Source organism: Pseudomonas sp. FEMGT703P (genome assembly GCF_002786345.1).
Lineage (GTDB): Bacteria > Pseudomonadota > Gammaproteobacteria > Pseudomonadales > Pseudomonadaceae > Aquipseudomonas > Aquipseudomonas peli.
Genome location: NZ_PGCM01000003.1, coordinates 102,870 through 124,847, shown reverse-complemented (window position 1 = coordinate 124,847; position 21,978 = coordinate 102,870). Strand labels below are relative to the sequence as shown.

Annotated in this window: 22 protein-coding genes and 1 other RNA gene; 12 read left to right on the top strand and 11 right to left on the bottom strand. The window is 61.4% G+C overall.

Going from position 1 to position 21,978, the window contains the following annotated elements; genetic code table 11:
- Window positions 1-159 precede the first annotated feature (159 nt).
- The 5 genes from CUR33_RS01425 (at window position 160) to dctM (ending at window position 6,687) form a co-directional block, all read left to right on the top strand.
- Window positions 160-1,974 carry a sensor histidine kinase gene (locus tag CUR33_RS01425; protein WP_090254715.1) on the top strand — a complete coding sequence of 605 codons (1,815 nt, stop codon included), beginning with the start codon at window positions 160-162 and terminating at the stop codon, window positions 1,972-1,974.
- Window positions 1,971-3,365 carry a sigma-54-dependent transcriptional regulator gene (locus tag CUR33_RS01420; protein WP_289238465.1) on the top strand — a complete coding sequence of 465 codons (1,395 nt, stop codon included), beginning with the start codon at window positions 1,971-1,973 and terminating at the stop codon, window positions 3,363-3,365. Before CUR33_RS01425 ends, CUR33_RS01420 begins: the two co-directional genes overlap by 4 nt.
- Before the next feature lie 293 nt (window positions 3,366-3,658).
- Window positions 3,659-4,648, top strand: a complete 990-nt coding sequence (gene dctP, locus CUR33_RS01415) for a C4-dicarboxylate TRAP substrate-binding protein DctP (protein ID WP_090254711.1) — start codon at window positions 3,659-3,661, stop codon at window positions 4,646-4,648.
- 126 nt (window positions 4,649-4,774) lie between these two features.
- The gene (locus CUR33_RS01410) at window positions 4,775-5,407 is read left to right on the top strand and encodes a TRAP transporter small permease (protein ID WP_282874317.1); all 633 of its coding nucleotides are present in this window, start codon (window positions 4,775-4,777) and stop codon (window positions 5,405-5,407) included.
- Window positions 5,404-6,687 carry a C4-dicarboxylate TRAP transporter large permease protein DctM gene (dctM, locus tag CUR33_RS01405; protein ID WP_282874318.1) on the top strand — a complete coding sequence of 428 codons (1,284 nt, stop codon included), beginning with the start codon at window positions 5,404-5,406 and terminating at the stop codon, window positions 6,685-6,687. Before CUR33_RS01410 ends, dctM begins: the two co-directional genes overlap by 4 nt.
- Window positions 6,688-6,854: 167 nt before the next feature.
- On the opposite strand, the gene CUR33_RS01400 is transcribed toward dctM, so the two are convergent.
- From CUR33_RS01400 to CUR33_RS01380, 5 genes are read right to left on the bottom strand one after another with little or no spacing between them, the layout of a single operon-like run.
- Window positions 6,855-8,072 carry a 2-octaprenyl-3-methyl-6-methoxy-1,4-benzoquinol hydroxylase gene (locus CUR33_RS01400; protein ID WP_289238464.1) on the bottom strand — a complete coding sequence of 406 codons (1,218 nt, stop codon included), beginning with the start codon at window positions 8,070-8,072 and terminating at the stop codon, window positions 6,855-6,857.
- 14 nt (window positions 8,073-8,086) lie between these two features.
- The gene (locus CUR33_RS01395; protein ID WP_090254703.1) at window positions 8,087-8,569 is read right to left on the bottom strand and encodes a DUF4442 domain-containing protein; all 483 of its coding nucleotides are present in this window, start codon (window positions 8,567-8,569) and stop codon (window positions 8,087-8,089) included.
- A gap of 3 nt (window positions 8,570-8,572) precedes the next feature.
- Window positions 8,573-9,760: a 2-octaprenyl-6-methoxyphenyl hydroxylase gene (gene ubiH / locus CUR33_RS01390; RefSeq protein WP_289238463.1), complete on the bottom strand. Its 1,188-nt coding sequence runs from the start codon at window positions 9,758-9,760 to the stop codon at window positions 8,573-8,575.
- Between the two features lie 3 nt (window positions 9,761-9,763).
- On the bottom strand, window positions 9,764-11,098 hold the full coding sequence (gene pepP / locus CUR33_RS01385) for a Xaa-Pro aminopeptidase (protein WP_289238462.1): 1,335 nt from the start codon (window positions 11,096-11,098) through the stop codon (window positions 9,764-9,766).
- A gap of 33 nt (window positions 11,099-11,131) precedes the next feature.
- Window positions 11,132-11,686, bottom strand: a complete 555-nt coding sequence (locus tag CUR33_RS01380; RefSeq protein WP_167146390.1) for a YecA/YgfB family protein — start codon at window positions 11,684-11,686, stop codon at window positions 11,132-11,134.
- A 280-nt stretch (window positions 11,687-11,966) separates the two neighbouring features.
- Between CUR33_RS01380 and CUR33_RS01375 the strand changes: the two genes are divergently transcribed.
- The 4 genes from CUR33_RS01375 to CUR33_RS01360 all read left to right on the top strand — a co-directional run bounded on the left by CUR33_RS01375 (window position 11,967) and on the right by CUR33_RS01360 (window position 13,345).
- Entirely contained in the window at window positions 11,967-12,173 is a 207-nt protein-coding gene (locus tag CUR33_RS01375) for a TIGR02449 family protein (protein ID WP_090254694.1), read from the top strand.
- Entirely contained in the window at window positions 12,173-12,487 is a 315-nt protein-coding gene (locus tag CUR33_RS01370; RefSeq protein WP_090254691.1) for a cell division protein ZapA, read from the top strand. The genes CUR33_RS01375 and CUR33_RS01370 overlap by 1 nt, the downstream gene beginning before the upstream one ends.
- Before the next feature lie 33 nt (window positions 12,488-12,520).
- A non-coding RNA gene (gene ssrS / locus CUR33_RS01365) (6S RNA) lies at window positions 12,521-12,699 on the top strand.
- A gap of 49 nt (window positions 12,700-12,748) precedes the next feature.
- Window positions 12,749-13,345: a 5-formyltetrahydrofolate cyclo-ligase gene (locus CUR33_RS01360; protein WP_289238461.1), complete on the top strand. Its 597-nt coding sequence runs from the start codon at window positions 12,749-12,751 to the stop codon at window positions 13,343-13,345.
- Window positions 13,346-13,387: 42 nt separating this feature from the next.
- On the opposite strand, the gene CUR33_RS01355 is transcribed toward CUR33_RS01360, so the two are convergent.
- Window positions 13,388-13,519, bottom strand: a complete 132-nt coding sequence (locus tag CUR33_RS01355) for a hypothetical protein (protein WP_256665625.1) — start codon at window positions 13,517-13,519, stop codon at window positions 13,388-13,390.
- A 171-nt stretch (window positions 13,520-13,690) separates the two neighbouring features.
- On the opposite strand from CUR33_RS01355, the gene CUR33_RS01350 reads away from it, so the two are divergent.
- Window positions 13,691-14,140: an EVE domain-containing protein gene (locus tag CUR33_RS01350; RefSeq protein WP_289238460.1), complete on the top strand. Its 450-nt coding sequence runs from the start codon at window positions 13,691-13,693 to the stop codon at window positions 14,138-14,140.
- A 28-nt stretch (window positions 14,141-14,168) separates the two neighbouring features.
- On the opposite strand, the gene CUR33_RS01345 is transcribed toward CUR33_RS01350, so the two are convergent.
- Window positions 14,169-14,585, bottom strand: coding sequence for a flagellar basal body-associated protein FliL (locus CUR33_RS01345; protein WP_090254685.1), 417 nt, complete (start codon window positions 14,583-14,585; stop codon window positions 14,169-14,171).
- A gap of 158 nt (window positions 14,586-14,743) precedes the next feature.
- Between CUR33_RS01345 and CUR33_RS01340 the strand changes: the two genes are divergently transcribed.
- Window positions 14,744-15,721, top strand: a complete 978-nt coding sequence (locus CUR33_RS01340; protein WP_289238459.1) for an NADPH:quinone oxidoreductase family protein — start codon at window positions 14,744-14,746, stop codon at window positions 15,719-15,721.
- A 54-nt stretch (window positions 15,722-15,775) separates the two neighbouring features.
- Here the strand turns inward: CUR33_RS01340 and CUR33_RS01335 are convergent, their stop codons facing one another.
- The 4 genes from CUR33_RS01335 to trxA all read right to left on the bottom strand — a co-directional run bounded on the left by CUR33_RS01335 (window position 15,776) and on the right by trxA (window position 20,189).
- Window positions 15,776-16,744 (bottom strand): CDP-6-deoxy-delta-3,4-glucoseen reductase, encoded by a 969-nt coding sequence (locus CUR33_RS01335; protein ID WP_289238458.1) that lies wholly within the window; start codon window positions 16,742-16,744, stop codon window positions 15,776-15,778.
- The gene (gene ubiD, locus CUR33_RS01330; RefSeq protein ID WP_160086725.1) at window positions 16,744-18,210 is read right to left on the bottom strand and encodes a 4-hydroxy-3-polyprenylbenzoate decarboxylase; all 1,467 of its coding nucleotides are present in this window, start codon (window positions 18,208-18,210) and stop codon (window positions 16,744-16,746) included. The genes CUR33_RS01335 and ubiD overlap by 1 nt, the downstream gene beginning before the upstream one ends.
- Before the next feature lie 135 nt (window positions 18,211-18,345).
- Entirely contained in the window at window positions 18,346-19,605 is a 1,260-nt protein-coding gene (rho, locus tag CUR33_RS01325; RefSeq protein ID WP_160014921.1) for a transcription termination factor Rho, read from the bottom strand.
- Window positions 19,606-19,862: 257 nt separating this feature from the next.
- Complete coding sequence (gene trxA / locus CUR33_RS01320; protein ID WP_090241426.1) at window positions 19,863-20,189, bottom strand: thioredoxin TrxA; 327 nt, start codon at window positions 20,187-20,189, stop codon at window positions 19,863-19,865.
- A 279-nt stretch (window positions 20,190-20,468) separates the two neighbouring features.
- Between trxA and ppx the strand changes: the two genes are divergently transcribed.
- Window positions 20,469-21,971 carry an exopolyphosphatase gene (gene ppx / locus CUR33_RS01315; RefSeq protein WP_090254674.1) on the top strand — a complete coding sequence of 501 codons (1,503 nt, stop codon included), beginning with the start codon at window positions 20,469-20,471 and terminating at the stop codon, window positions 21,969-21,971.
- Window positions 21,972-21,978: the final 7 nt, after the last annotated feature.

Here is a 21,978-nt window from a genome sequence, read left to right as displayed (position 1 = left end):
CTCCAGGACTAAAGCGCAGCCGTCCATGCAGGGCGCAAGCGGGCGGCACCATTACTCCAGGGCGATGCCAAACGGCTTGAGTATTGACCCTAATCGGCGAGCTTGCCCACTTATTGCATAACCGCCACTCTGAACTGATCACCCTGTACGAGTAAGCGCATGCCAACCGTTCATCCTCACCCGCGTCGTCCGCGTTGGCGCAGCCTGGCAGTCCTCGCCCTGCTGTTGACGCCCCTGTTGTGGCCGCTGCAGCAGCTGGCCGAGCGTTACTACAGCGGCGTGCTGGTCGAGCAGAACCGCCAGACCCTCGACCTCTACGTGGCCAACCTGCTCGGTACGCTGCGCCGCTACGAGGTACTACCCCCCATTCTCGGCGATCTGCCGGCCCTGCGCCTGGCCCTGCAACAGCCGACTGAGCGCACCCTGCTGGAGAACGCCAATCGCCTGCTTGACCAGGTGCGCGGGCAGACAGGCGCCGACGTGATCTACCTGATGGACCCCAACGGCAAGACCCTGGCGGCCTCCAACTGGGAGCAGGCCGACTCCTTCGTCGACCGCAACTTTGCCTTCCGCCCGTATTTTCGCGAAGCCATTGCCGGCCGCCCCGGACGTTTCTTCGGCCTCGGCACCACCTCGGGCAAGCGCGGCTACTACTTCGCCGCCGCCGTGCGCGACGGTGAGCGCAACCTCGGCGCGCTGGTGGTCAAGGTCGACCTCGACCACACCGAAACCCTCTGGGGCAACACCCCGGAACAACTGCTGGTGACCGATGCCAATGGCGTGGTGATCCTCACGTCCAACAGCCAGTGGCGCTTTACCGCCAGTCGCCCACTGGACGCCGCCGAACGCGCTGCAATCGCCGCCAACCTGCCCTACCCGACCCAGGCGCCACCGCCGATCAAGCTGGATGCGCAGAACTGGATTCGCCAGGACCGCGAACTCAAGGAAACCGGCTGGACCGTCAGTATTCTCGCCCCGCGCAGCCTGCTCGACCGCCCGGTACGTACCGCCCTGGTAGCCGGCGGCGGCATGCTGCTGTTGTTGATGCTGCTGCTCGGCCTGCTCATGCAACGCCGCCGTCACTACCTGGAACGCATCGCCCTCGACAGCCAGGCCCGTCAGCAGCTGGAGCAGCGCGTGCTGGAGCGCACCCTCGATCTGGAACGGCTGAATAGCCGGCTGAAGCAGGAAGTGCTGGAGCGCGAACAAGCCCAGCAGGAGCTGGTGCAAGCGCAGGATGAACTGGTGCAGGCCAGCAAACTCTCAGCCCTGGGCACCATGAGTGCGAGCATCAGCCATGAGCTCAATCAGCCGCTGGCGGCCATCCGCAGTTACGCCGACAACGCCGGGGTGCTGCTTGACCATCAGCGCGGCGACGAAGCCCGCGCCAACCTCAAGCTGATTAGCAAACTGACCGAGCGCATGGCCTCAATTATCGCCCACCTGCGCGCCTTCGCCCGCCGCGACCGTCACGCCCCGGAAAGCGTGGCCCTGCAGCCGGCCATCGACGATGCCCTGGCCCTGCTGGCCAAACGTCGCCAAGCCATGCAGGTCGAGCTAACCCGTGACCTGCCGGACGCCACCCTGTGGGTGCAGGCTGGCGAAACCCGCCTGCGTCAGGTGCTCGGTAACTTGCTGGCCAATGCCCTCGACGCGTTGAGCGAAGTGCCGCAGCCACGCCGCCTGTGGCTAAGTGCCGAACTTACCGCCGAAGGCGTCGATCTACACCTGCGGGACAATGGCCCCGGCTTTAGTCAAGAGGCGCTGCAACGCGCCCGTGAGCCATTTTTCACCACCAAAACCAGCGCTCAGGGCCTCGGCCTCGGCCTGGCTATTTGCGATACCCTGATGCGCGCCCTGGGCGGCGAACTGCTGTTCGCCAACCACCCCGATGGCGGCGCTCAACTGACCCTGCGCCTGCGCGCCGCGGATCAGGGCATCAAAACCCAGTCGCCAGAGGACTTTGTTGTATGAGCATGATTGACTCCCGCACCCAGGTGCTGCTGATCGACGACGACCCGCACCTGCGTCAGGCGCTGAGCCAGACCCTCGACCTGGCAGGGCTCAAGGTCAGCAGCCTGGCCGACGCCCATGGCGTCGCCGCGCGCATCGAGCGCGACTGGCCGGGCGTGGTGGTCAGCGATATCCGCATGCCCGGCATCGACGGCCTGCAACTGCTGCAACAACTGCAGGAACAGGACCCGGAACTGCCGGTGCTGCTGATCACGGGGCACGGCGATGTGCCGCTGGCCGTGCAGGCCATGCGCGCCGGGGCCTATGACTTCTTGGAAAAACCCTTCGCCAGCGACGACCTGCTCGACAGCGTGCGCCGCGCCCTGGCGCTACGCCGCCTGGTACTGGATAACCGCAGCCTGCGCATGGCCCTGGCCGATCGTCACACCCTGTCGGCGCGTTTAGTGGGGCAATCCCCGGCCATGCAACGCCTGCGTGAACAGATTGGCGCCCTGGCCGGAATCAACAGCGACGTGCTGATCCTCGGCGAAACCGGCGCCGGCAAGGAAGTGGTGGCGCGCGCGCTGCACGATCTATCCAGCCGCCGCGCCGGGCCATTCGTGGCGATCAACGCCGGCGCCCTGGCCGAATCGGTGGTGGAAAGCGAGCTGTTCGGCCACGAGCAGGGCGCCTTTACCGGCGCGCAGAAGCGCCGTATCGGCAAGTTCGAATTCGCCAATGGCGGCACGCTATTCCTCGATGAAATCGAAAGCATGAGCCTGGAAGTCCAGGTCAAGCTGTTGCGCCTGCTGCAGGAGCGCGTGGTCGAGCGCCTCGGTGGCAATCAGTTGATTCCTCTGGATATCCGGGTGATTGCCGCGACCAAGGAAGACCTGCGCCAGGCCGCCGACCAGGGACGTTTCCGCGCCGACCTGTATTACCGCCTCAACGTCGCACCGTTGCGCATCCCAGCCCTGCGCGAGCGTGGCGAAGATGCGCTGCTGCTGTTCCAGCACTTTGCCGAAGCCGCCAGTAGCCGCCACGGCCTGGCTGAACGCAGCCTGCAGCCGAGTCAGCGCGCGGCGCTGCTGCGCCACCCCTGGCCGGGCAATGTGCGTGAGCTGCAGAACGCGGCAGAACGCTTCGCGCTCGGTTTGGAGCTGGATCTCGACCTGCAGGCCCAGGCGGCTGCACCGATGTTCGATGAAGAGAGCAACAGCGGCGGCTTAAATGCCCAAGTAGAAGCCTTTGAACGCAGCCTGATCAGCGCCGAACTGAGCCGCTCGCACAGCTCGCTGCGAAGCCTCGCCGAAGCACTGGGCGTGCCGCGTAAAACCCTGCACGACAAGCTGCGCAAACATGGCCTGAGTTTCGCCGACGCTGGCGGAAGCTCGCCAGACAGCCTCGACTAGCTGGCGGATTTCCGCCAAAAGCTGCGTAAACCGCCTGCGCAGCCGCGCTCAAAATCTCCGGCAATAACCCGCCAAGCCTTGCCGCTGCTGCGTTTCATCACGCCCGCAGCGGCCATTTCAGCGCCTGGCATGGCGGTTGCTCTAGCCTCCTGCAGGCGACTCACCCAAGTACACCTCTAGGCAATCTGCCAGACGCCCGTCATTTTTTGATAGGCAGCCTAGACTTGAGCCTGTTCGCCCGACTTGTAGCGCTACGGCGCATCACGCTATACAAAAACAAGAGGAAAGACTCCATGTTCAAACTGACTGCCAAGGCGCTCGCGTGCGCCCTGTCGCTGAGCATCGCCGGCCTGGCTCAAGCGGCCGATCCGATCGTGATCAAGTTCTCCCACGTGGTCGCCGACCACACCCCTAAAGGCCAGGGTGCCGCGCTGTTCAAGAAGCTCGCCGAAGAGCGTCTGGGCGACAAGGTCAAGGTCGAGGTTTACCCGAACTCCTCGCTGTTCGGTGACGGCAAGGAAATGGAAGCGCTGTTGCTCGGTGACGTGCAGCTGATCGCACCATCGCTGGCCAAGTTCGAGCATTACACCAAGCAAATCCAGATTTTCGACCTACCGTTCCTGTTCAACGACATGGCCGCCGTTGACCGCTTCCAGCTCAGCCCGGAAGGTCAGGCTCTGCTGAAATCCATGGAAGAGAAAAACATCACCGGCCTGGCTTACTGGCACAACGGCCTCAAGCAGCTGTCCGCCAACAAGGCGCTGCGTGAGCCGAAAGACGCCCGCGGCCTGAAATTCCGCGTACAGGCTTCTGCCGTACTGGAAGAGCAGTTCAAGGCTGTGCGCGCCAACCCGCGCAAAATGAGCTTCGCCGAGGTTTACCAAGGCCTGCAGACTGGCGTGGTCAACGGTGCCGAGAACCCGTACTCGAACATCTACAGCCAGAAAATGCATGAAGTGCAGAAATTCATCACCGAATCCAACCACGGTGTTCTGGACTACATGCTGATCACCAACACCAAGTTCTGGAACGGCCTGCCTGCCGATGTTCGCAGCGAGCTAGACAAGATCATCGTGGAAGTGACCGCCGAAGTGAACAAGCAGGCTGACGCCCTCAACGAAGGCGACAAGCAGCGCATCCTCGAAGCCAAAACCACCGAGATCATTACCCTGACCCCAGAGCAGCGTAATGAATGGCGCGATGCCATGAAGCCAGTGTGGAGCAAGTTCGAAGCGGAAATCGGTGCCGACCTGATCAAGGCTGCCGACGCAGCCAACCAGTAAGGCGGAACAGGCTACGGCCTGCACCCAACCACAGCGCAGCCTTGCTGCTGCGCGATTGGCCGAATACCCAGGCAACCCTTGCCGGCTGCCTGGGTACGCTGCCCCTCACCACTGGAGACTCTATTGATGAACGCCTTGCGGCGCGTCTGGGACCACTTCGAGGAAGGCTTTATCGCGTTCCTGCTGGCCGCCATGACGCTGGTGACCTTCGTCTACGTGATCCTCAACAACCTCTACACGCTGTTCTACAACCTGGCGGATCGCTGGGAAGGCAGCAGCGAGTTTTTCTTCGCCATTGGCGACAGCATTCTCGGCATGGCCCAGTCGATGACCTGGAGCATTGCCCTGACCAAGGCGCTGTTCGCCTGGTTGATCTTCTTTGGCCTGGCCTACGGTGTGCGCACCGCCGGTCATATCGGCGTTGATGCGCTGGTGAAACTGGCCAGCAAACCGGTGCAGCGGGTTATCGGCCTGATCGCATGCATGGCCTGCCTGGGTTATGCGGGGCTGATCGCCGTAGCCAGCTTCGATTGGGTGAAAACCCTGTTCACCGCCGGCATCGGCGCCGAGGACCTCGGTCACTACGGCATCATGCAATGGCACATCACTGCCATCGTGCCGTTCGGCTACGCCATGGTGTTTATCCGCTTCTTTGAAATCTTCGTGCGCATCCTGCGTAACCAGCAGACCGGCCTCGGCCTGGCCGATGAAGCCGCCGACGCGCTGAAGATCAATGAGCATGAGGAGCACAAGCAATGACCATTCTGTTCCTCTTTGTCCTGCTGTTTCTGCTGATGTTTATCGGCGTGCCGATTGCCGCTTCGCTGGGCCTGGCCGGCTCGGTGACCATCATGCTGTTCAGCCCGGACTCGGTACGTTCACTGGCGATCAAGCTGTTCGAAACCTCTGAGCACTACACCCTGCTGGCGATTCCGTTCTTCCTGCTGTCCGGTGCATTTATGACCACCGGCGGCGTGGCCAAACGCCTGATCGATTTCGCCAACGCCTGCGTCGGCCATATCCGTGGCGGCCTGGCCATCTCGGCGGTATTGGCGTGCATGCTGTTCGCGGCGCTGTCCGGCTCCTCCCCAGCCACCGTGGCTGCAGTGGGTTCGATTGCCATCGCTGGCATGGTGCGCTCCGGTTATCCGCAGGCTTTTGGCGCCGGTATCGTGTGTAACGCCGGTACCCTGGGCATCCTGATTCCGCCGTCAATCGTCATGGTGGTGTACGCCGCCGCGACCGAGCAATCGGTGGGCAAGCTGTTTATGGCCGGTGTTGTACCGGGCCTGCTGCTGGGCGTAATCCTGATGGTGGCGATCTATATCGTCGCGCGGAAGATGAATCTGCCCGCCATGCCACGTGCCACTTTCCGTGAATTCATCACCGCTGCACGCAAGGCCATCTGGGGCCTGCTGCTGATGGTGATCATCCTCGGCGGCATCTACACCGGCATGTTCACCCCGACCGAAGCAGCCGCAGTGGCGGCGGTCTACGCCGGCTTCGTCGCGCTGTTCGTGTACAAGGACATGACCATCCGCGAGTGTCCGAAGGTGCTGCTGGAGTCCGGCAAGCTGACCATCATGCTGATGTTCATCATCGCCAACGCCATGCTCTTCGCCCACGTACTGACCACTGAGCAGATCCCGCAGACCATTACCGCCTGGGTAGTGGACATGGGCCTGCAGCCGTGGCAGTTCCTGCTAGTGGTGAACATCGTGCTGCTGGTAGCAGGCGCCTTTATGGAGCCGTCGGCGATCATCCTGATCCTCGCGCCAATCCTTTTCCCGATTGCCGTGCAACTGGGCATCGACCCGATCCACCTGGGCATCATCATGGTGGTGAACATGGAAATCGGATTGATCACACCGCCAGTGGGGCTAAATCTGTTCGTCACCTCGGCAGTGACCGGTATGCCGCTGACCGCCGTGGTCAAAGCCGCCTGGCCATGGCTGATGCTGCTGCTCAGCTTCCTGATTGTGATCACCTACGTGCCTTCAATCTCTCTGGCACTGCCGAACTGGCTGGGCATGACCTGACAGCGACTCCGTGTGTACTTCCCTACACACTTTTAGCCCGGCCTCAGTGCCGGGCTTTTTTTGCTCGCAGTTTTTTGTCAGGCGGATTGGCGCCATGCGCCATGGCCAGGTTCACGCCGTGCGGCGTAACCCCGCCTCGGCGGAACACACATCACTGGGCTAGAGAGTTAAACCCGCGCCAACTCTGGCAGGTCACCCGACAAACCCAGGGCCTGGCGCACGAACAGCGCCTTGGCTTCGGGCAGGTCGTCGACCCAGTTGAGGCCGCTGTTGCGCAGCCAGCGCACGGGCAGCGGATCAGCCTGGAACAGCCGCTCGAAGCCTTCCATCGCCGCCATCATCGCCAGGTTGTGCGGCATGCGCCGACGCTCGTAGCGGCTCAGCACCTTTACATCACTCAGACGCTCGCCACGTTGCATGGCGTGCAGCAACACCTCAGCCAATACCGCGACATCAAGAAAGCCCAGGTTGACGCCCTGCCCGGCCAACGGGTGGATGCTGTGCGCGGCATCGCCAATCAGTGCCAGGCCATCCTCGACATAACGCTTGGCGTGCCGCTGACGCAACGGAATACACAGGCGCGGGTCAGCTTGCAGCACCTCTCCCAGACGATGCTCGAAGGCAAAGCCCAGAGCGCGGCGAAAGCCTGCATCATCCAGCGCCATCAGTCGTTCGGCTTCTGCCGGGGTCACCGACCAGACAATCGAACACCAATGTTCGCCTGCTGGGCCAGCCAGCGGTAGAAAAGCCAGCGGACCGTCATCGGTAAAGCGCTGCCAGGCAGTGGCCTGGTGTGGCCTGGCGCAGCGCACGCTGGTGACAATGGCGTGGTGCAAGTAATCCCATTCACGGGTGGCGCAACCCGCCAGGCGGCGTACCGCTGAGTTGGCCCCATCCGCCGCGATAACCAATGGCGCACGCAGCTCACGCCCATCATTGAGGCTCAATAACCAGCCCTCGCCCGAGCGACGCAGCTGCTCCAGACGCGCGCCGGGGAGCAAGCCAATCGAACTGTCATGCAGGCGCTCAAGCAGCGCGTCCTGCACCACGCGGTTCTCGACGATATGGCCTAACGATTCGGCATGCACGCTGGCAGCGCTGAAGTGAATCTGCCCGGTACCGGAACCATCCCACACCTGCATCTCGCCATAGGGGCAGACACGCCGCGCGGCGATGCCTTCCCACACGCCCAGGCGTTCAAGAATGCGTTGGCTGGCAACCGACAGCGCGCTGACTCGGGGCTCGAAGGCAGCCTGCGGATCAAAGGGTTTGACGCTCAGCGGGCTGCCATCGACCAGCAGAATTTCCAGGCCCTGATCCTGCAGGGCCAGCGCCAGGGCGCTGCCCACCATGCCTGCGCCTACGATGATCAGATCCGCTTGCATCACATATTCCTTGTTCAGGCTGCCTGCCGAGCGCGCGGTTTTAGTCGCACGTAGAGAGTTTTATGCACCCGCGCCACCAAGGTACCGCTGCCATCGCGCACTTCTACATGCAGCTCGGGGTGGTACTTGTCACCGTCTGCGGTGTGTTGGCGAATATCGTCAAGCAGTCCTTGGTCGATGCTGAAGTCGGCGTACACCGGGCCTTTGCCGGGGGCGATAAAGTCGATGCGCGCGGCCTTGTCCCAGACGATAAAGTCACGCCCGAGGTTTTCCATGATCATCAGCATGAAGAACGGGTCGGTCATCGAATACAGACTGCCGCCGAACTGGGTGCCAACATAGTTGCGGTTATACCAGCCCAGGCCCATCTTCACCTGCACCTGACGGAAGTCCGCGCTGATCTGTCGCACCCGCACGCCAGCCCCCAGGTAGGGCGGATACAGGTTCATCGCCCAACGCAGCAGCCGCGCCTTGCGCGCCAATTTATTTGCCGACATGAATCAATGCTCCGAGCGGGTGCCAAGGCCCATGGCCTGGCGGGCAAACCAGCGTTTCGCCGGAGGAAGAAGATCGAGGCCAAGTAAACCCAGGTTACGCCCGGCGGCCAACAGCGGCTGGCCGGTGCTGAATAGACGGGTGACCTGATCAGAGAAGCCGACAGTCAATTGCTGATCCATCTGCTGGCTATTCAGGTAGCCCTGTAGCGTGGCCAGATCACCCAACGGCGCATCACTGGCCAACAGCGTTTCCGCCAGCACCTGGGTGTCGCGCAGCGAGAGGTTGTAGCCCTGCCCAGCAATCGGGTGCAGGCTGTGCGCGGCATTGCCGAGCACGACTAGATGCTGGCGCACCTGTTCTTTAGCGGCCGTCAGTGCCAGCGGGTAGAGGTGCCGCGCGCCGACCTGGCGCAGACTGCCCAAACGATAGCCGAAAGCGTGCTGCAGCTCGGCGAGAAACGCTGCATCGCCCAGTTCTGAAAGCCTTTCGGCTTCCAGGGTGGCACGGGTCCAGACCAGCGCGCAGCGGTTATCCGCCAGCGGCAACAGGGCCATTGGCCCTTCTTCGGTAAAGCGCTCAAAGGCCAGGCCGTTGTGCGCCTCCTGCGGGCTGACGTTAGCGATCAGCGCGCTCTGCCCATATGGCGTAGTACTGACGGCGATCCCCAGCTGCTCACGCAAACCGGAGCGACCGCCCTCGGCGAGAATCGCCAGGTTGCATTCAAGCTCGCTGCCATCATCCAGGGTCAGACGGTAGCCATCGGCCAAAGCTTGCATGCGGGTAACCTGTGCCGGGCTGCGCCAGCTCACCACCTGCTGATCAAGGGCCTGCCACAGGCATTCGCCGAGCCAGGCGTTTTCCACCACATAGCCGAGCGCCGGCACGCCTTCTTCCTCGGCACTTAGGCGCGCGGCGGCGAAACGACCACGGTCGGAAACATGAATCTGCTTGATCGGCTCGGCGCGCTGGCTGATTTGCGACCACAGACCGAGGCGCTGATAAATCTGCTGCGAACCAAACGACAGCGCAGTGGAGCGCGCATCGTAGCTAGGCTGATAGCCAGTGCCCGGAGTGAACGGTTCAATCAGGCAAATGCTCCAGCCGCGCTGCTTGGCTTCGGCCTGCAGGGCCACGGCCAAACTCGCGCCGACCAAGCCGCCGCCAATAATCGCAATGTCGACGCGTGGCATGCTCTAGGCCGCCACGCTGCGTGCGGCGGCCATCAGCGCTTCGATCTCGACGACAGTTTTCGGCACGCCACTGGTGAGGATTTCGCAACCGGTCTTGGTCACCACCACGTCGTCTTCAATGCGTACGCCGATGCCGCGCCATTTCTTCGCCACGTCCTGATTGTCCACGGCGATATAGATGCCCGGCTCGACGGTCATGGCCATGCCGACTTCCAGCTCGCGCCATTCGCCGCCGACCTTGTACTCACCCACATCATGCACATCCATCCCCAGCCAGTGGCCGGCGCGGTGCATATAAAAGGGCTTGTAAGCCTCAGTGGCGATCAGCTCAGCGACATCGCCCTGCAGCAAGCCGAGTTCCACCAGACCGGCGGTAATCACCTGCACCGTAGCTTCATGGGCCTGGTTCCAGTGCTTGCCGGGGCCGATTTCCTTGAACGCAGCTTCCTGTGAAGCCAGCACCAACTCGTAGATGGCTTTCTGTTCAGGGGAGAACGTGCCGCTGACGGGGAAGGTGCGGGTGATGTCACTGGCGTAGCAGTCGATCTCGCAACCGGCGTCGATCAGCACCAGGTCACCGTCTTTCAGCGGCGCGTCGTTCTCACGGTAATGCAGGATGCAGGCGTTCTTGCCGGCCGCGACGATGGAGCCATAAGCCGGCATCTTCGCCCCGCCCTTGCGGAACTCGTAATCCAGCTCGGCTTCCAGGTGGTACTCGAACAAGCCGGCACGGCTGGCCTGCATGGCGCGCACATGAGCGCGGGCGCTGATTTCCGCCGCCTCTTTCATCACTTTGACCTCGGCAGCCGACTTGTACAGGCGCAGGTCATGCAGCAAGTGTTCGAGGGTGATGAATTCATTGGGCGGCGTCGCGCCCTGCCGCGCTTTGGAGCGGATCACGTTGATCCACTCCATCAGCTGACGGTCGAACTCATGGTTAGTACCCATGGAGGAATAGACCCGATCACGGCCTTCGATCAGCCCCGGAAGGATGTCGTCGATGTCACCAATCGGGAACGCGTCATCCGCGCCGTACTGGCTGATTGCGCCATCCTGGCCAGCACGCAGGCCGTCCCACAGTTCGCGTAGCGGGTCACGCTCGCGACAGAACAGCACGTACTCGCCATGCTCGCGCCCGGGAATCAGCGCGATTACCGCTTCCGGCTCGGGAAAGCCGGAGAGGTACTGGAAGTCGCTGTCCTGGCGGTAGATATGTTCAACATCGCGGTTGCGGATATACACCGGCGCCGCCGGCAGAATCGCGATGCTGTTGGGTTCCATCTGCGCCATCAGCGCCTTGCGCCGACGGGCGTATTCCGACTTGGGGATGCTGATCATGGGCAGATTGAGTCCACTTCTATTGCATTAAAATCAATGCAGCGACGGCTTCGCCGCGGCAACCACTGGCTTGGCGCACTCGCTGAACAGCAGCAGCGGCGCAACGCGCAGATACTCCATCACTTCCATGTAATCGTTTTCGCCATCATCGGACTCGTCCAGGGCGTTCTGCACCTGGGAAATGGCCGAGAGGTCCTGCAGCACTTCCATGGCTTCGGCGCTCAGGGCGCTGTCACGGGCAGTCAGACCGAAGCCGCCGAGGAAGCCCTGGCACCATTGTCCCAGAGCGACGGCACGCTCGCTAAGCGGCGCATCGTCGCTGGGCAACAGCAGCACCACGGTAACGTCGTTGCTGGTCAGTTCGTTCTTGACCATTTCCTGCAGGCCGATCAGCGCCTGGCGTACGGTGTCTTCTGGCGCCGCGCCGAGCAGCTCGGCGGCATCCACCAGCCAGGAGTCGATTTCAAAGCCCGCACCAGCACAGCTGCGACCGAGCAGCAGACCATGCAACTCGGCTGGGGAAATGGTGTAACCGCTGCTGGCAAGCAGGGCGGCAAACGCGGAGTACGGAGAATTTGAAGTTGGCATAGATAACTAGGCGCAAAGCTGCGCGATCACTAGAATGGAGGCCTTGTATCCTAGCACCGGCAGGCGTGCCAAGACTATGCAAGCGGCTCGACGGAGCTCGCTCAGCCAGCGCAAAAATTGCCGCGCCGTGATCCATGGGTGAATTGCATCAATCTCTGGCGCACTGAACTGCCCCACACTGGCAAACAACTGTGCCGCGCACCGCTTGGTACTGTCGAAGACGCCGCAAAGACGCTATTTTTCACCTGCCAGCCCACTCACCTAGTAAGAGTAGAGAACCATGGAAGACGTCGACCTGCAGGCTCTTACGACCAAGCTGGACTTGCTGATCCAGCGTGTCGAACAGCTAAAGGCGCAAAACCGACAGCTTCTGACGAGCGAAAAGGCCTGGCGCGAAGAGCGCGCCCATTTAATTGAAAAGAACGAAATGGCCCGGCACAAGGTCGAATCCATGATTTCGCGCCTCAAAGCCCTGGAGCAGGATTAATGACCCAGTCGAACACCTTGACCGTCCAGATTCTGGACAAAGAATATTGCATCGCCTGCCCAAGCGATGAACGCAGCAACCTGGAAAGCGCCGCGCGCTACCTGGATGGCAAGATGCGGGAGATCCGCTCAAGCGGCAAAGTCATCGGTGCTGACCGCGTTGCGGTGATGGCTGCCCTGAACATCACCCACGACCTGCTACACAAACAGCAACACCTTGATCAGCAGGCCGGGGCCAACCGCGATCAGGTGCGTAGCCTGCTCAATCGGGTCGACAGCGCTCTGGCTCGGGATGCCGATGAGCAAGGCAGCTGATTGCGCGCCGACGCTTTCGGGTATACTGGCCGCAGCTCCCTGGAGTGTGCGCCAGTTGGTGATGTCCCTGAGCCGATTCGCACAACCCCGGAGGTTGCACGTTGAGACCGGTGTGCATGTCCGCTTGACGGAAAGCCTTAACGTCTCCTGCAACCTCCACCTTGAACTTTCGGGTTCAAGGGCTAAGCCGACAGCGGCACGTCGGGGAGTCACTTCTTCCAGCCAATTGCCCTCCTGCGGCAATCGCTTCAGTAACACCCCATGCTCGACACTTCCACACTAAGCCGTGCGCAATTGCGCCGCCACTTGCGTGGGCAACGTCGAGCACTCAGCCGCCACGCCCAGCACCAAGCCGCGCAAGGCCTGTATAAACAGCTGGCGCAGCACCCGCTGTTTCGCCGCGCACGACATATTGCCTTATACCTACCGAATGACGGCGAGATCGACCCGCGCCCCCTCTTGCGAGCCGCACAGCAACGAGGCAAAGCCACCTATTTACCGGTGCTCAGCCCTTGGCCGCGCAGCAAGATGGTGTTCCAACGCATCCGCGCCAAGCAGCGCCTGCAAAAGAATCGCTTTGGCATTGATGAACCCCGGCGCAATCGCAAACAGCAACGCAAGGTCTGGGCGCTGGATTTGGTGTTGCTGCCATTGGTCGGCTTCGACCGACACGGCGCGCGCCTGGGTATGGGCGGTGGGTTCTATGACCGCAGCCTGGCGTATCGCGGATTGCGCAAAAATTGGCACAAACCGACATTACTGGGCTTGGCGCATGAATGTCAGCAGGTGGATCGACTGGCCATGGCCAGCTGGGATGTGCCGTTGCAAGGCACCGTCACGAATAAGGCGTGGTATTGATGGGATAAGGCCGTACCGCGTTCCCTGCGGTACATGAGCACCTCAGCCAGCCACTTTAGACTGCACGACCGGCGCAGGCTGGCGCTCCCACAGGCTCTGGGTGTAACCGGTAGTGACCACACCCAGGCTGAACAGTATTACCAAAATCAACAACACATCGGGTTTACGCTTCATCGAATGCCTCCCCCTTAAAGGCATAACGCACGCTGTATACGCGGCGATTATTTTTATAGGTCCAACAGCGTCTGCCATCCACATTCGCCGGGTGCAAAACTGCAACACGCCGAATACCACCCGGCAAACAGCACCTGCCCGCTAACGGACCGAACCACAGGAGCAAAGTTCATGCCTTATTGGCTAATGAAGTCAGAACCCGACGAACTCTCAATTCACGACTTACAGCGCCTGGAGCAAGCACGCTGGGATGGCGTACGCAATTACCAGGCGCGCAACTTTATGCGCAGCATGCAGCCGGGTGATCTGTTCTTCTTTTATCACTCCAGCTGCCCGGAGCCGGGCATTGCCGGCATCGCTCGCATCGCTTCGGCGCACTACCCAGACCCTACTGCACTCGAGCCCCAGAGCCATTACTACGATGCCAAGGCCAGTGCCGCCAAGAACCCCTGGAGCGCAGTCGATGTGGCGTTTGTCGAGGCGTTCAAGCGGGTGATCCCGCTGGCGCAGCTGAAAGCGCAGAGCGCGCTGCTGGCGTTGCCGCTGGTGCAGAAGGGCAGCCGCCTTTCTGTGATGCCCGTCAGTGACGAGGAATGGGCAGCGGTGCTGGCGCTGCGCTGAAAAGGCGCAGCGCCAGCCGAGCATGGGCTTATTGAATAATCAGGTTGTTGAATAGCAAGTCTTCCACCAACGGCTTGCCTTCTTCCTGTGTCAGCACTTCCTGCACCTGCTTAAGCGCCTCGGCACGCAAGGTCTCACGTGCGCCTGGGGCCGACATGGCCGCTTCTGTTTGCTGGGAGAACAACATGACCAATTGATTACGGATCAGCGGGTCGTGGTGTTTAACCTTGGCTTCAATATCCGCCCCCGTCACGCGCAGGGAAATATCGGCCTTGAAGAACTTGAGCTTCGGCCCTTCACCAAAATTCCCCACCAACGCCGGGAACAGCGACACGTAAGCCACCACCGGAGCAGCAGCCTCCCCCTCCTTGGCTTCTTTCTCCTCATTGGCCTGAGCCAGCAATGGCAGGAACAGCGCTAGCAGCAATGCGATCCAGACTTTCACAGGCAGTATTCCTCAACAGTTCAGCCCTTAGCATAGCCACAGTCAGGCGGCAGCCCAAGCCCTAAGCTTATGCATCGCTATCAGGCGCAGGCATGCTTGTTGACCGGATATCGCCCGCACCTACACTGCATGCCCACCAACCGCAGAGGAAAAGCCCGATGAAAGCCGTGCTGTGCAAAGCCTTCGGCCCCGCCGAAACCCTAGTACTGGAAGAAATCGCCAGCCCCGAAGCGAAGAAGAATGAAGTGCTGCTGCAAGTGCATGCGGCGGGGGTCAACTTCCCCGACACCCTGATCATCGAAGGCAAGTACCAGTTCAAACCGCCCTTCCCGTTCTCTCCGGGTGGCGAGGCCGCTGGCATAATCACGGCCATTGGTGAAAAAGTCAGCCACCTGAAAGTCGGCGACCGGGTGATGGCACTCACAGGCTGGGGCAGCTTTGCCGAAGAGGTCGCGGTGCCTGGCTACAACGTCATGCCGATTCCGCCGAGCATGGATTTCGCCAGCGCGGCCGCCTTTGGCATGACCTACGGCACCTCGATGCACGCCCTCAAGCAGCGCGCCAACCTGCAACCAGGTGAAACCCTGCTGGTACTCGGCGCATCCGGTGGCGTTGGCCTGGCGGCCGTGGAAATCGGCAAGGCCATGGGCGCCAAGGTAATTGCCGCTGCCAGCAGCGCGGAAAAACTCGAAGTAGCCAAGGCCGCGGGCGCCGATGAGCTGATCAACTACAGCGAAAGCAACCTTAAGGATGAAGTAAAGCGCCTGACGGGCGGCCAGGGCGCAGACGTGATCTATGACCCGGTGGGTGGCGATCTGTTCGATGCCGCCATCCGCTCCATCGCTTGGAACGGTCGCCTGTTGGTCGTGGGTTTTGCCAGCGGGCGCATCCCCGAATTGCCGGTTAACCTGACCCTGCTCAAGGGCGCGGCCGTGGTCGGCGTGTTCTGGGGCTCGTTTGCCCAGCGCCAGCCGCAGGACAACGCGGCCAACTTCCAGCAGCTGTTTGCCTGGCACGCCGAAGGCAAGCTCAAGCCGCTGGTGTCGCAGACCTTCCCACTGCAGCAAGCGGCGGAGGCGATCAACACCCTCGGCCAGCGCAAGGCTGTTGGTAAAGTCGTCGTCAGCGTGCGCTAAACCTCACGCGTAGCAAAAGGCCGCCCATCAGGCGGCCTTTTTTATGCGCGGGATTCAGCCGCGCGGCGCATAGGCGAATACATCCGCGCGCATCTGATGGGCATCCATACCGGCCTCCACCAGCGCATCCAGGGTGGCGTAGACCATCGCCGGCGAACCGCTGGCGTAAACGTGCAACGCCTTAAGACTGGGGAAATCTTCACGTACTGCTTCGTGCAGCAGGCCGCAACGACCCTGCCAGCCGCACTGGTCGCTGACCACCTGATGCAGAAATAGATTCGGCACCTGCTGCCACTGCGCCCAGTGCTCCAGTTCGTAGAAGTCGTCCGGACGGCGCGCCCCCCAGTACAAGTGCACCGGGTGAGCAAAGCCAGTGGCGCGGCAGTGCTCGATCAAGCTGTGCATCTGCGACATGCCAGTCCCGGCGGCAATCAGCACCAGCGGCCCATCCGGTAACTCGGCCAGGTGGGTGTCGCCGAACGGCAGCTTCACCCGTACCAGGCCGCTATGGCGCAGCTGGGCGATCAGCGTAACCGTGGCCTCATCGCGAGCCAGCACATGCAATTCCAGCTCACGCCCACGTTGCGGCGCCGAAGCCAGGGAGAACGCTGCGTAATCGTCACCATCACGCTGCAGCAGCAGGTATTGTCCTGCGTGGTAGCGCGGCACCTTGCCGGCAGGCGCCTGCAGGCGCAGACGAAAGACATCACCGCCCACGTCATCACACGCGACCACCTGGCAGGCCAGCTCACGCACCTGCAGCTCGCCAGGGGCCAGCACACCATCCCAGTGCAGCACACAGTCTTCCAGCGGTTCGGCCAGGCAGGTGAACAGCTCACCCTGACTCAGCTCAACCCCGCCCTGCTGCACACGGCCTTCAACCAGCAGCGCTGCGCAGATATGGCAGTTGCCATTGCGGCAGCTCTGCGGGCAGTCATACCCAAGCCGCCGTGCCGCATCGAGGATGCGTTCGTGGGGCTGCACGTCAAGTACCGCGCCTGAAGGGTTCAGGGTGACTTTCATCAATCAATTCCCAACTCAGACCACAGTGCGTCGACGCGCTGCTTGATCGCATCATCCTGAACGATAGCCCGGCCCCACTCGCGCGTCGTCTCGCCCGGCCACTTGTGGGTGGCATCCAGCCCCATCTTCGAGCCCAAACCCGAGATCGGCGAGGCAAAGTCGAGGTAATCGATCGGTGTATTGTCGATCATCACGGTGTCGCGCTTGGGGTCCATGCGCGTGGTAATCGCCCAAATCACGTCATTCCAGTCCCGTGCGTTGATATCGTCGTCGGTGACGATAACGAACTTGGTGTACATGAACTGTCGCAGGAACGACCACACACCGAGCATTACGCGCTTGGCGTGGCCGGGGTACTGCTTCTTGATGGTCACCACCGCCATGCGATACGAGCAGCCTTCAGGCGGCAGGTAGAAGTCGATGATCTCGGGAAACTGCTTCTGCAGGATCGGCACGAACACTTCGTTCAGCGCCACGCCGAGAATCGCCGGTTCATCCGGCGGACGACCGGTGTAGGTGCTGTGGTAGATCGGTTTTTGCCGACGGGTGATACGCTCGACGGTGAAAACCGGGAAGGTGTCGACCTCGTTGTAGTAGCCGGTGTGATCGCCGTACGGACCTTCCGGCGCGGTCTCGCCCGGATGGATCACGCCTTCCAGCACGATTTCGGCGCTGGCCGGCACCTGCAGATCGCTGCCACGCGCCTTGATCAGCTCGGTGCGGTGGCCTCGCAACAAACCGGCAAACGCGTATTCAGACAGCGTATCGGGAACAGGTGTCACCGCACCCAGGATGGTGGCCGGATCAGCACCCAGCGCCACACACACAGGATAAGGACGATCCGGGTACTTCAGGCACCACTCGCGAAAGTCCAGCGCGCCGCCACGGTGGCTGAGCCAGCGCATGATCAGCTTGTTACGGCCAATCACCTGCTGGCGATAGATACCGAGGTTCTGCCGTTCCTTGTTCGGGCCTTTGGTGATGGTCAGGCCCCAGGTAATCAACGGGCCGACATCACCTGGCCAGCAGGTCTGCACGGGCAGCTTGCTGAGGTCGACGTCGTCGCCCTCTTCGATCACTTCCTGGCACGGCGCATCCTTCAGCACCTTGGGCGCCATGCTCAGCACCTTTTTGTAGATCGGCAGCTTGTTCCAGGCATCCTTGAGGCCTTTCGGCGGCTCGGGCTCCTTGAGAAAAGCCAGCAGCTTGCCGATTTCACGCAGCTCGCTGACCTCTTCCGCGCCCATACCCAGCGCCACGCGCTTGGGCGTGCCGAACAGGTTGCCGAGTACCGGCACATCAAACCCTGTGGGGTTTTCGAACAGCAGCGCCGGCCCGCCTTTACGCAGGGTACGGTCGCAGATTTCGGTCATTTCCAGTACAGGGGAAACCGGCGTTTGGATGCGCTTAAGCTCACCACGCGCTTCCAGGCCGCGAATAAAGTCGCGCAGATCACGATACTGCATGCAAATGCCTCGTTTCGGGCCGAGCAATAGGGGCACAAAGTTTAGCGCCGAACTGGGTCTTTCAGAAGGGAAAGCCAGCTTCCAGACACACAAAAGCCGGGCTTACCCGGCTTTTGTTATAAAGCGAAGAACGCCTTACTTACGCTTCATCGACTGGAAGAACTCTTCGTTCGTCTTGGTCGCTTTCAGCTTGTCGGTGAGGAACTCGATGGCGGCAATCTCGTCCATCGGGTGCAGCAGCTTGCGCAGAATCCACATGCGCTGCAGTTCGTCATCGGCGGTCAACAGTTCTTCGCGACGGGTGCCGGCGCGATTGATGTTGATCGCAGGGAATACGCGCTTCTCAGCGATACGACGGTCCAGCGGCAGCTCCATGTTGCCGGTGCCTTTGAACTCTTCGTAGATCACTTCATCCATCTTCGAGCCGGTTTCCACCAGCGCGGTGGCGATGATGGTCAGTGAACCGCCTTCCTCGATGTTACGCGCTGCGCCGAAGAAGCGTTTCGGCTTCTCCAGGGCGTGGGCGTCGACACCACCGGTGAGCACCTTGCCGGAGCTTGGGATCACTGTGTTGTAGGCACGTGCCAGACGGGTGATGGAGTCGAGCAGGATAACCACGTCCTTCTTGTGTTCGACCAGCCGCTTGGCCTTTTCGATGACCATTTCGGCCACTTGCACGTGACGGGTTGGCGGCTCGTCGAAGGTCGACGCGACCACTTCGCCGCGCACGGTACGCTGCATCTCGGTCACTTCTTCCGGGCGCTCGTCGATCAGCAGAACGATCAGGTGGCACTCGGGATTGTTGCGCGCGATATTCGCGGCAATGTTCTGCAGCATGATGGTCTTACCGGCTTTCGGCGGTGCGACGATCAGGCCACGCTGGCCTTTGCCAATCGGGGCGCAGAGGTCGATCACCCGGCCGGTGATGTCCTCGGTGGAGCCGTTACCAGCTTCCATCACCAGACGCTTGTTGGGGAACAACGGCGTCAGGTTTTCGAACAGAATCTTGTTCTTGGCGTTTTCCGGGCGGTCGTAGTTGATCGTGTCAACCTTGAGCAGCGCGAAGTAACGCTCGCCTTCTTTCGGCGGGCGAATCTTGCCGACGATGGTATCGCCAGTACGCAAGTTGAAGCGGCGGATCTGGCTCGGCGAGACGTAGATGTCATCGGGGCCAGCGAGGTACGAGGCATCCGCAGAGCGGAGAAAGCCGAAACCGTCCTGGAGAATCTCCAGCACGCCATCACCGGAGATTTCCTCACCGCTTTTAGCGTGTTTTTTCAACAGGGAGAAAATCACGTCCTGCTTGCGCGAACGGGCCATGTTTTCCAGGCCTTGTTGTTCAGCGAGTTCCAGCAGTTCGGTAATCGGCTTTTGCTTGAGTTCGGTCAGATTCATAGGAATGACGTAATCATGAAGGAGGGGAATAAGCTATTTAGCTTGGGAGGCCGCGCCGCTGAGAAGGCGACTTGATCGCCTGCTTGTATATCGAAAGATTCGAATAGGAATGCGTCGGCGACGGCTTGCAGGGGGCTGCATAGGAAATGCAGCGAGGCCGAATGTAACACCGGTTTTATTCATACGTCTAGCGCCCAGACAGAAAAAAGCCCCGCAATGTGCAGGGCTTTCAGGGCTTGTTGCCGTCTCAGCGCAACTTAGATGTTGCTGTCGAGGAAGGCTGCCAGTTGCGACTTGGACAGTGCGCCCACTTTGGTGGCTTCAACATTGCCGTTCTTGAACAGCATCAGCGTCGGGATGCCACGCACACCGAACTTCGGCGGGGTGTCCTGGTTTTCATCGATGTTCAGCTTGCAGACTTTCAGTTTGCCCTGATAGGTCTGAGCGATCTCATCGAGCACCGGCGCGATCATTTTGCACGGGCCGCACCACTCAGCCCAGTAGTCGACCAGCACCGGACCCTCGGCCTGGAGAACATCCTGGTCGAAACTGGCATCGCTGACGTTGGTGATGAATTCGCTCATGGAAAGTCTCCGAGTTCGTAAGCAAAAGATGGGCGACATCATAGCCCGGCTTTTCCCACACAGGAAGGCGGTGGCAATTGAGCTTCTCTATGGCCTGGCCACCAGCCAGCCGCGCAAAGGCCTGCGTCACAATTTATTCAGACGGCCGGCAAGCCCTGGCCGGCCGCCGCACGAGCCCTAGTGCAGCCGGCGTGGCCTGTACCTGCGACATCAGTATGCGTTGGCGGGGCCAGCCTATCGTGGCACGATGGCGCGGTTCCGCATTGAGATCGTTCTGCCATGCCGCATACCCCTGCCGAGTCTTTTCCTTTGATTGCAGCTATCGACCTGGGCTCCAACAGCTTCCATATGGTGCTGGCCAAAGCCGATCATGGCGAGATCCGCATCCTCGAACGCCTCGGCGACAAGGTCCAGTTGGCCGCCGGCATCGACGAGCAGCGCCTGCTCAGCGAAGAAGCCATGCAGCGCGGGCTCGATTGCTTGCGCCGCTTCGCTCAGCTGACCGCCAGCCTGCCGGAAGGCGCAGTGCGCGTAGTGGGCACCAATGCCCTGCGTGAGGCGCGCAACCGTGGCGAATTTATCCGCCGCGCCGAAGAAATTCTCGGCCACCCGGTGGAAGTCATCTCCGGGCGCGAAGAAGCGCGCCTGATCTACCTCGGTGTGTCGCACAGCATCGCAGACACTCCTGGCAAGCGTCTGGTTGCCGATATTGGCGGCGGCAGCACCGAGTTCATCATCGGCCAGCGCTTCGAGCCACTGCTGCGCGAAAGCCTGCAAATGGGCTGCGTCAGCTTTACCCAGCGTTTCTTCAAGGACGGCAAGATCACCCCGGCGCGTTACGCCCAGGCCTACACAGCGGCGCGGCTGGAGATCATGGGCATTGAGCATGCTCTGCGCCGCCTGGGCTGGGAAGACGCGGTGGGCGCATCCGGCACCATCAAGGCCATCGGCCTGACCATTCAAGCGGCGGGCCTTGGCGCAGGCGAAGTGAACGCCCAGGGCCTGGCCTGGCTGAAACGCAAAGTATTCAAGGCTGGTGAGGTGGAAAAGCTCGACCTCGATGGCATCAAGCCAGATCGCCGAGGCATCTTCCCGGCGGGCCTGGCGATTCTCGAAGCGATCTTCGATGCCTGTGATATCCAGCGCATGAGCCATTCCGAAGGCGCGCTGCGTGAAGGCGTGCTGTACGACCTACTGGGCCGCCATCAGCATGAAGACGTGCGTGAACGCACGCTGAGCTCGCTGATGGAGCGCTACCACGTCGACCTGGAGCAGGCCGCGCGGGTCGAGAGCAAGGCACTCTCGGCACTGGAGAAGGTCGCAGGGGATTGGCAGCTGGAAGACGACTGGCACCGCGAGTTGCTCAGCTGGGCGGCCAAAGTGCATGAAGTCGGCCTGGATATTGCCCACTACCAGTACCACAAGCACGGCGCTTACCTGGTCGAGCACTCAGACCTGTCCGGCTTCTCGCGACAGGATCAGCAGATGCTCGCGCTCTTGGTGCGCGGCCATCGACGCAACATCCCCAAGGACAAGTTTGCCGAGTTCGGCGCCGAGGGCATGAAACTGATCCGCCTCTGCGTGCTGCTGCGCTTTGCCATCCTGTTCCACCACATCCGTGGTACTCAGGAAATGCCCAACGTGCAGCTAAAAGCGGCCGAACAGCGCCTGGATATTCAGTTCCCTGAAGGCTGGCTGGAGAGCAACCCGCTGACCCAGGCAGATTTCACCCAGGAAGCGGAGTGGCTCAAGCGCATCGGGATTGAACTGAGTGTGAGCTGATACTCAC

Excerpts from the sequence above, each read along its gene's own strand:
- ubiD (WP_160086725.1), bottom strand. The coding sequence starts at position 18,210 with ATGCAGTATCGTGATCTGCGCGACTTTATTCGCGGCCTGGAAGCGCGT.
- CUR33_RS01400 (WP_289238464.1), bottom strand. The coding sequence starts at position 8,072 with ATGCAAGCGGATCTGATCATCGTAGGCGCAGGCATGGTGGGCAGCGCC.
- CUR33_RS01370 (WP_090254691.1), top strand. The coding sequence starts at position 12,173 with ATGACCCAGTCGAACACCTTGACCGTCCAGATTCTGGACAAAGAATAT.
- ubiH (WP_289238463.1), bottom strand. The coding sequence starts at position 9,760 with ATGCCACGCGTCGACATTGCGATTATTGGCGGCGGCTTGGTCGGCGCG.
- dctM (WP_282874318.1), top strand. The coding sequence starts at position 5,404 with ATGACCATTCTGTTCCTCTTTGTCCTGCTGTTTCTGCTGATGTTTATC.
- CUR33_RS01360 (WP_289238461.1), top strand. The coding sequence starts at position 12,749 with ATGCTCGACACTTCCACACTAAGCCGTGCGCAATTGCGCCGCCACTTG.
- CUR33_RS01340 (WP_289238459.1), top strand. The coding sequence starts at position 14,744 with ATGAAAGCCGTGCTGTGCAAAGCCTTCGGCCCCGCCGAAACCCTAGTA.
- dctP (WP_090254711.1), top strand. The coding sequence starts at position 3,659 with ATGTTCAAACTGACTGCCAAGGCGCTCGCGTGCGCCCTGTCGCTGAGC.
- pepP (WP_289238462.1), bottom strand. The coding sequence starts at position 11,098 with ATGATCAGCATCCCCAAGTCGGAATACGCCCGTCGGCGCAAGGCGCTG.
- ppx (WP_090254674.1), top strand. The coding sequence starts at position 20,469 with ATGCCGCATACCCCTGCCGAGTCTTTTCCTTTGATTGCAGCTATCGAC.
- CUR33_RS01410 (WP_282874317.1), top strand. The coding sequence starts at position 4,775 with ATGAACGCCTTGCGGCGCGTCTGGGACCACTTCGAGGAAGGCTTTATC.
- CUR33_RS01380 (WP_167146390.1), bottom strand. The coding sequence starts at position 11,686 with ATGCCAACTTCAAATTCTCCGTACTCCGCGTTTGCCGCCCTGCTTGCC.
- CUR33_RS01355 (WP_256665625.1), bottom strand. The coding sequence starts at position 13,519 with ATGAAGCGTAAACCCGATGTGTTGTTGATTTTGGTAATACTGTTCAGC.
- CUR33_RS01425 (WP_090254715.1), top strand. The coding sequence starts at position 160 with ATGCCAACCGTTCATCCTCACCCGCGTCGTCCGCGTTGGCGCAGCCTG.
- rho (WP_160014921.1), bottom strand. The coding sequence starts at position 19,605 with ATGAATCTGACCGAACTCAAGCAAAAGCCGATTACCGAACTGCTGGAA.
- CUR33_RS01395 (WP_090254703.1), bottom strand. The coding sequence starts at position 8,569 with ATGTCGGCAAATAAATTGGCGCGCAAGGCGCGGCTGCTGCGTTGGGCG.
- CUR33_RS01420 (WP_289238465.1), top strand. The coding sequence starts at position 1,971 with ATGAGCATGATTGACTCCCGCACCCAGGTGCTGCTGATCGACGACGAC.
- trxA (WP_090241426.1), bottom strand. The coding sequence starts at position 20,189 with ATGAGCGAATTCATCACCAACGTCAGCGATGCCAGTTTCGACCAGGAT.
- CUR33_RS01335 (WP_289238458.1), bottom strand. The coding sequence starts at position 16,744 with ATGAAAGTCACCCTGAACCCTTCAGGCGCGGTACTTGACGTGCAGCCC.
- CUR33_RS01350 (WP_289238460.1), top strand. The coding sequence starts at position 13,691 with ATGCCTTATTGGCTAATGAAGTCAGAACCCGACGAACTCTCAATTCAC.
- CUR33_RS01375 (WP_090254694.1), top strand. The coding sequence starts at position 11,967 with ATGGAAGACGTCGACCTGCAGGCTCTTACGACCAAGCTGGACTTGCTG.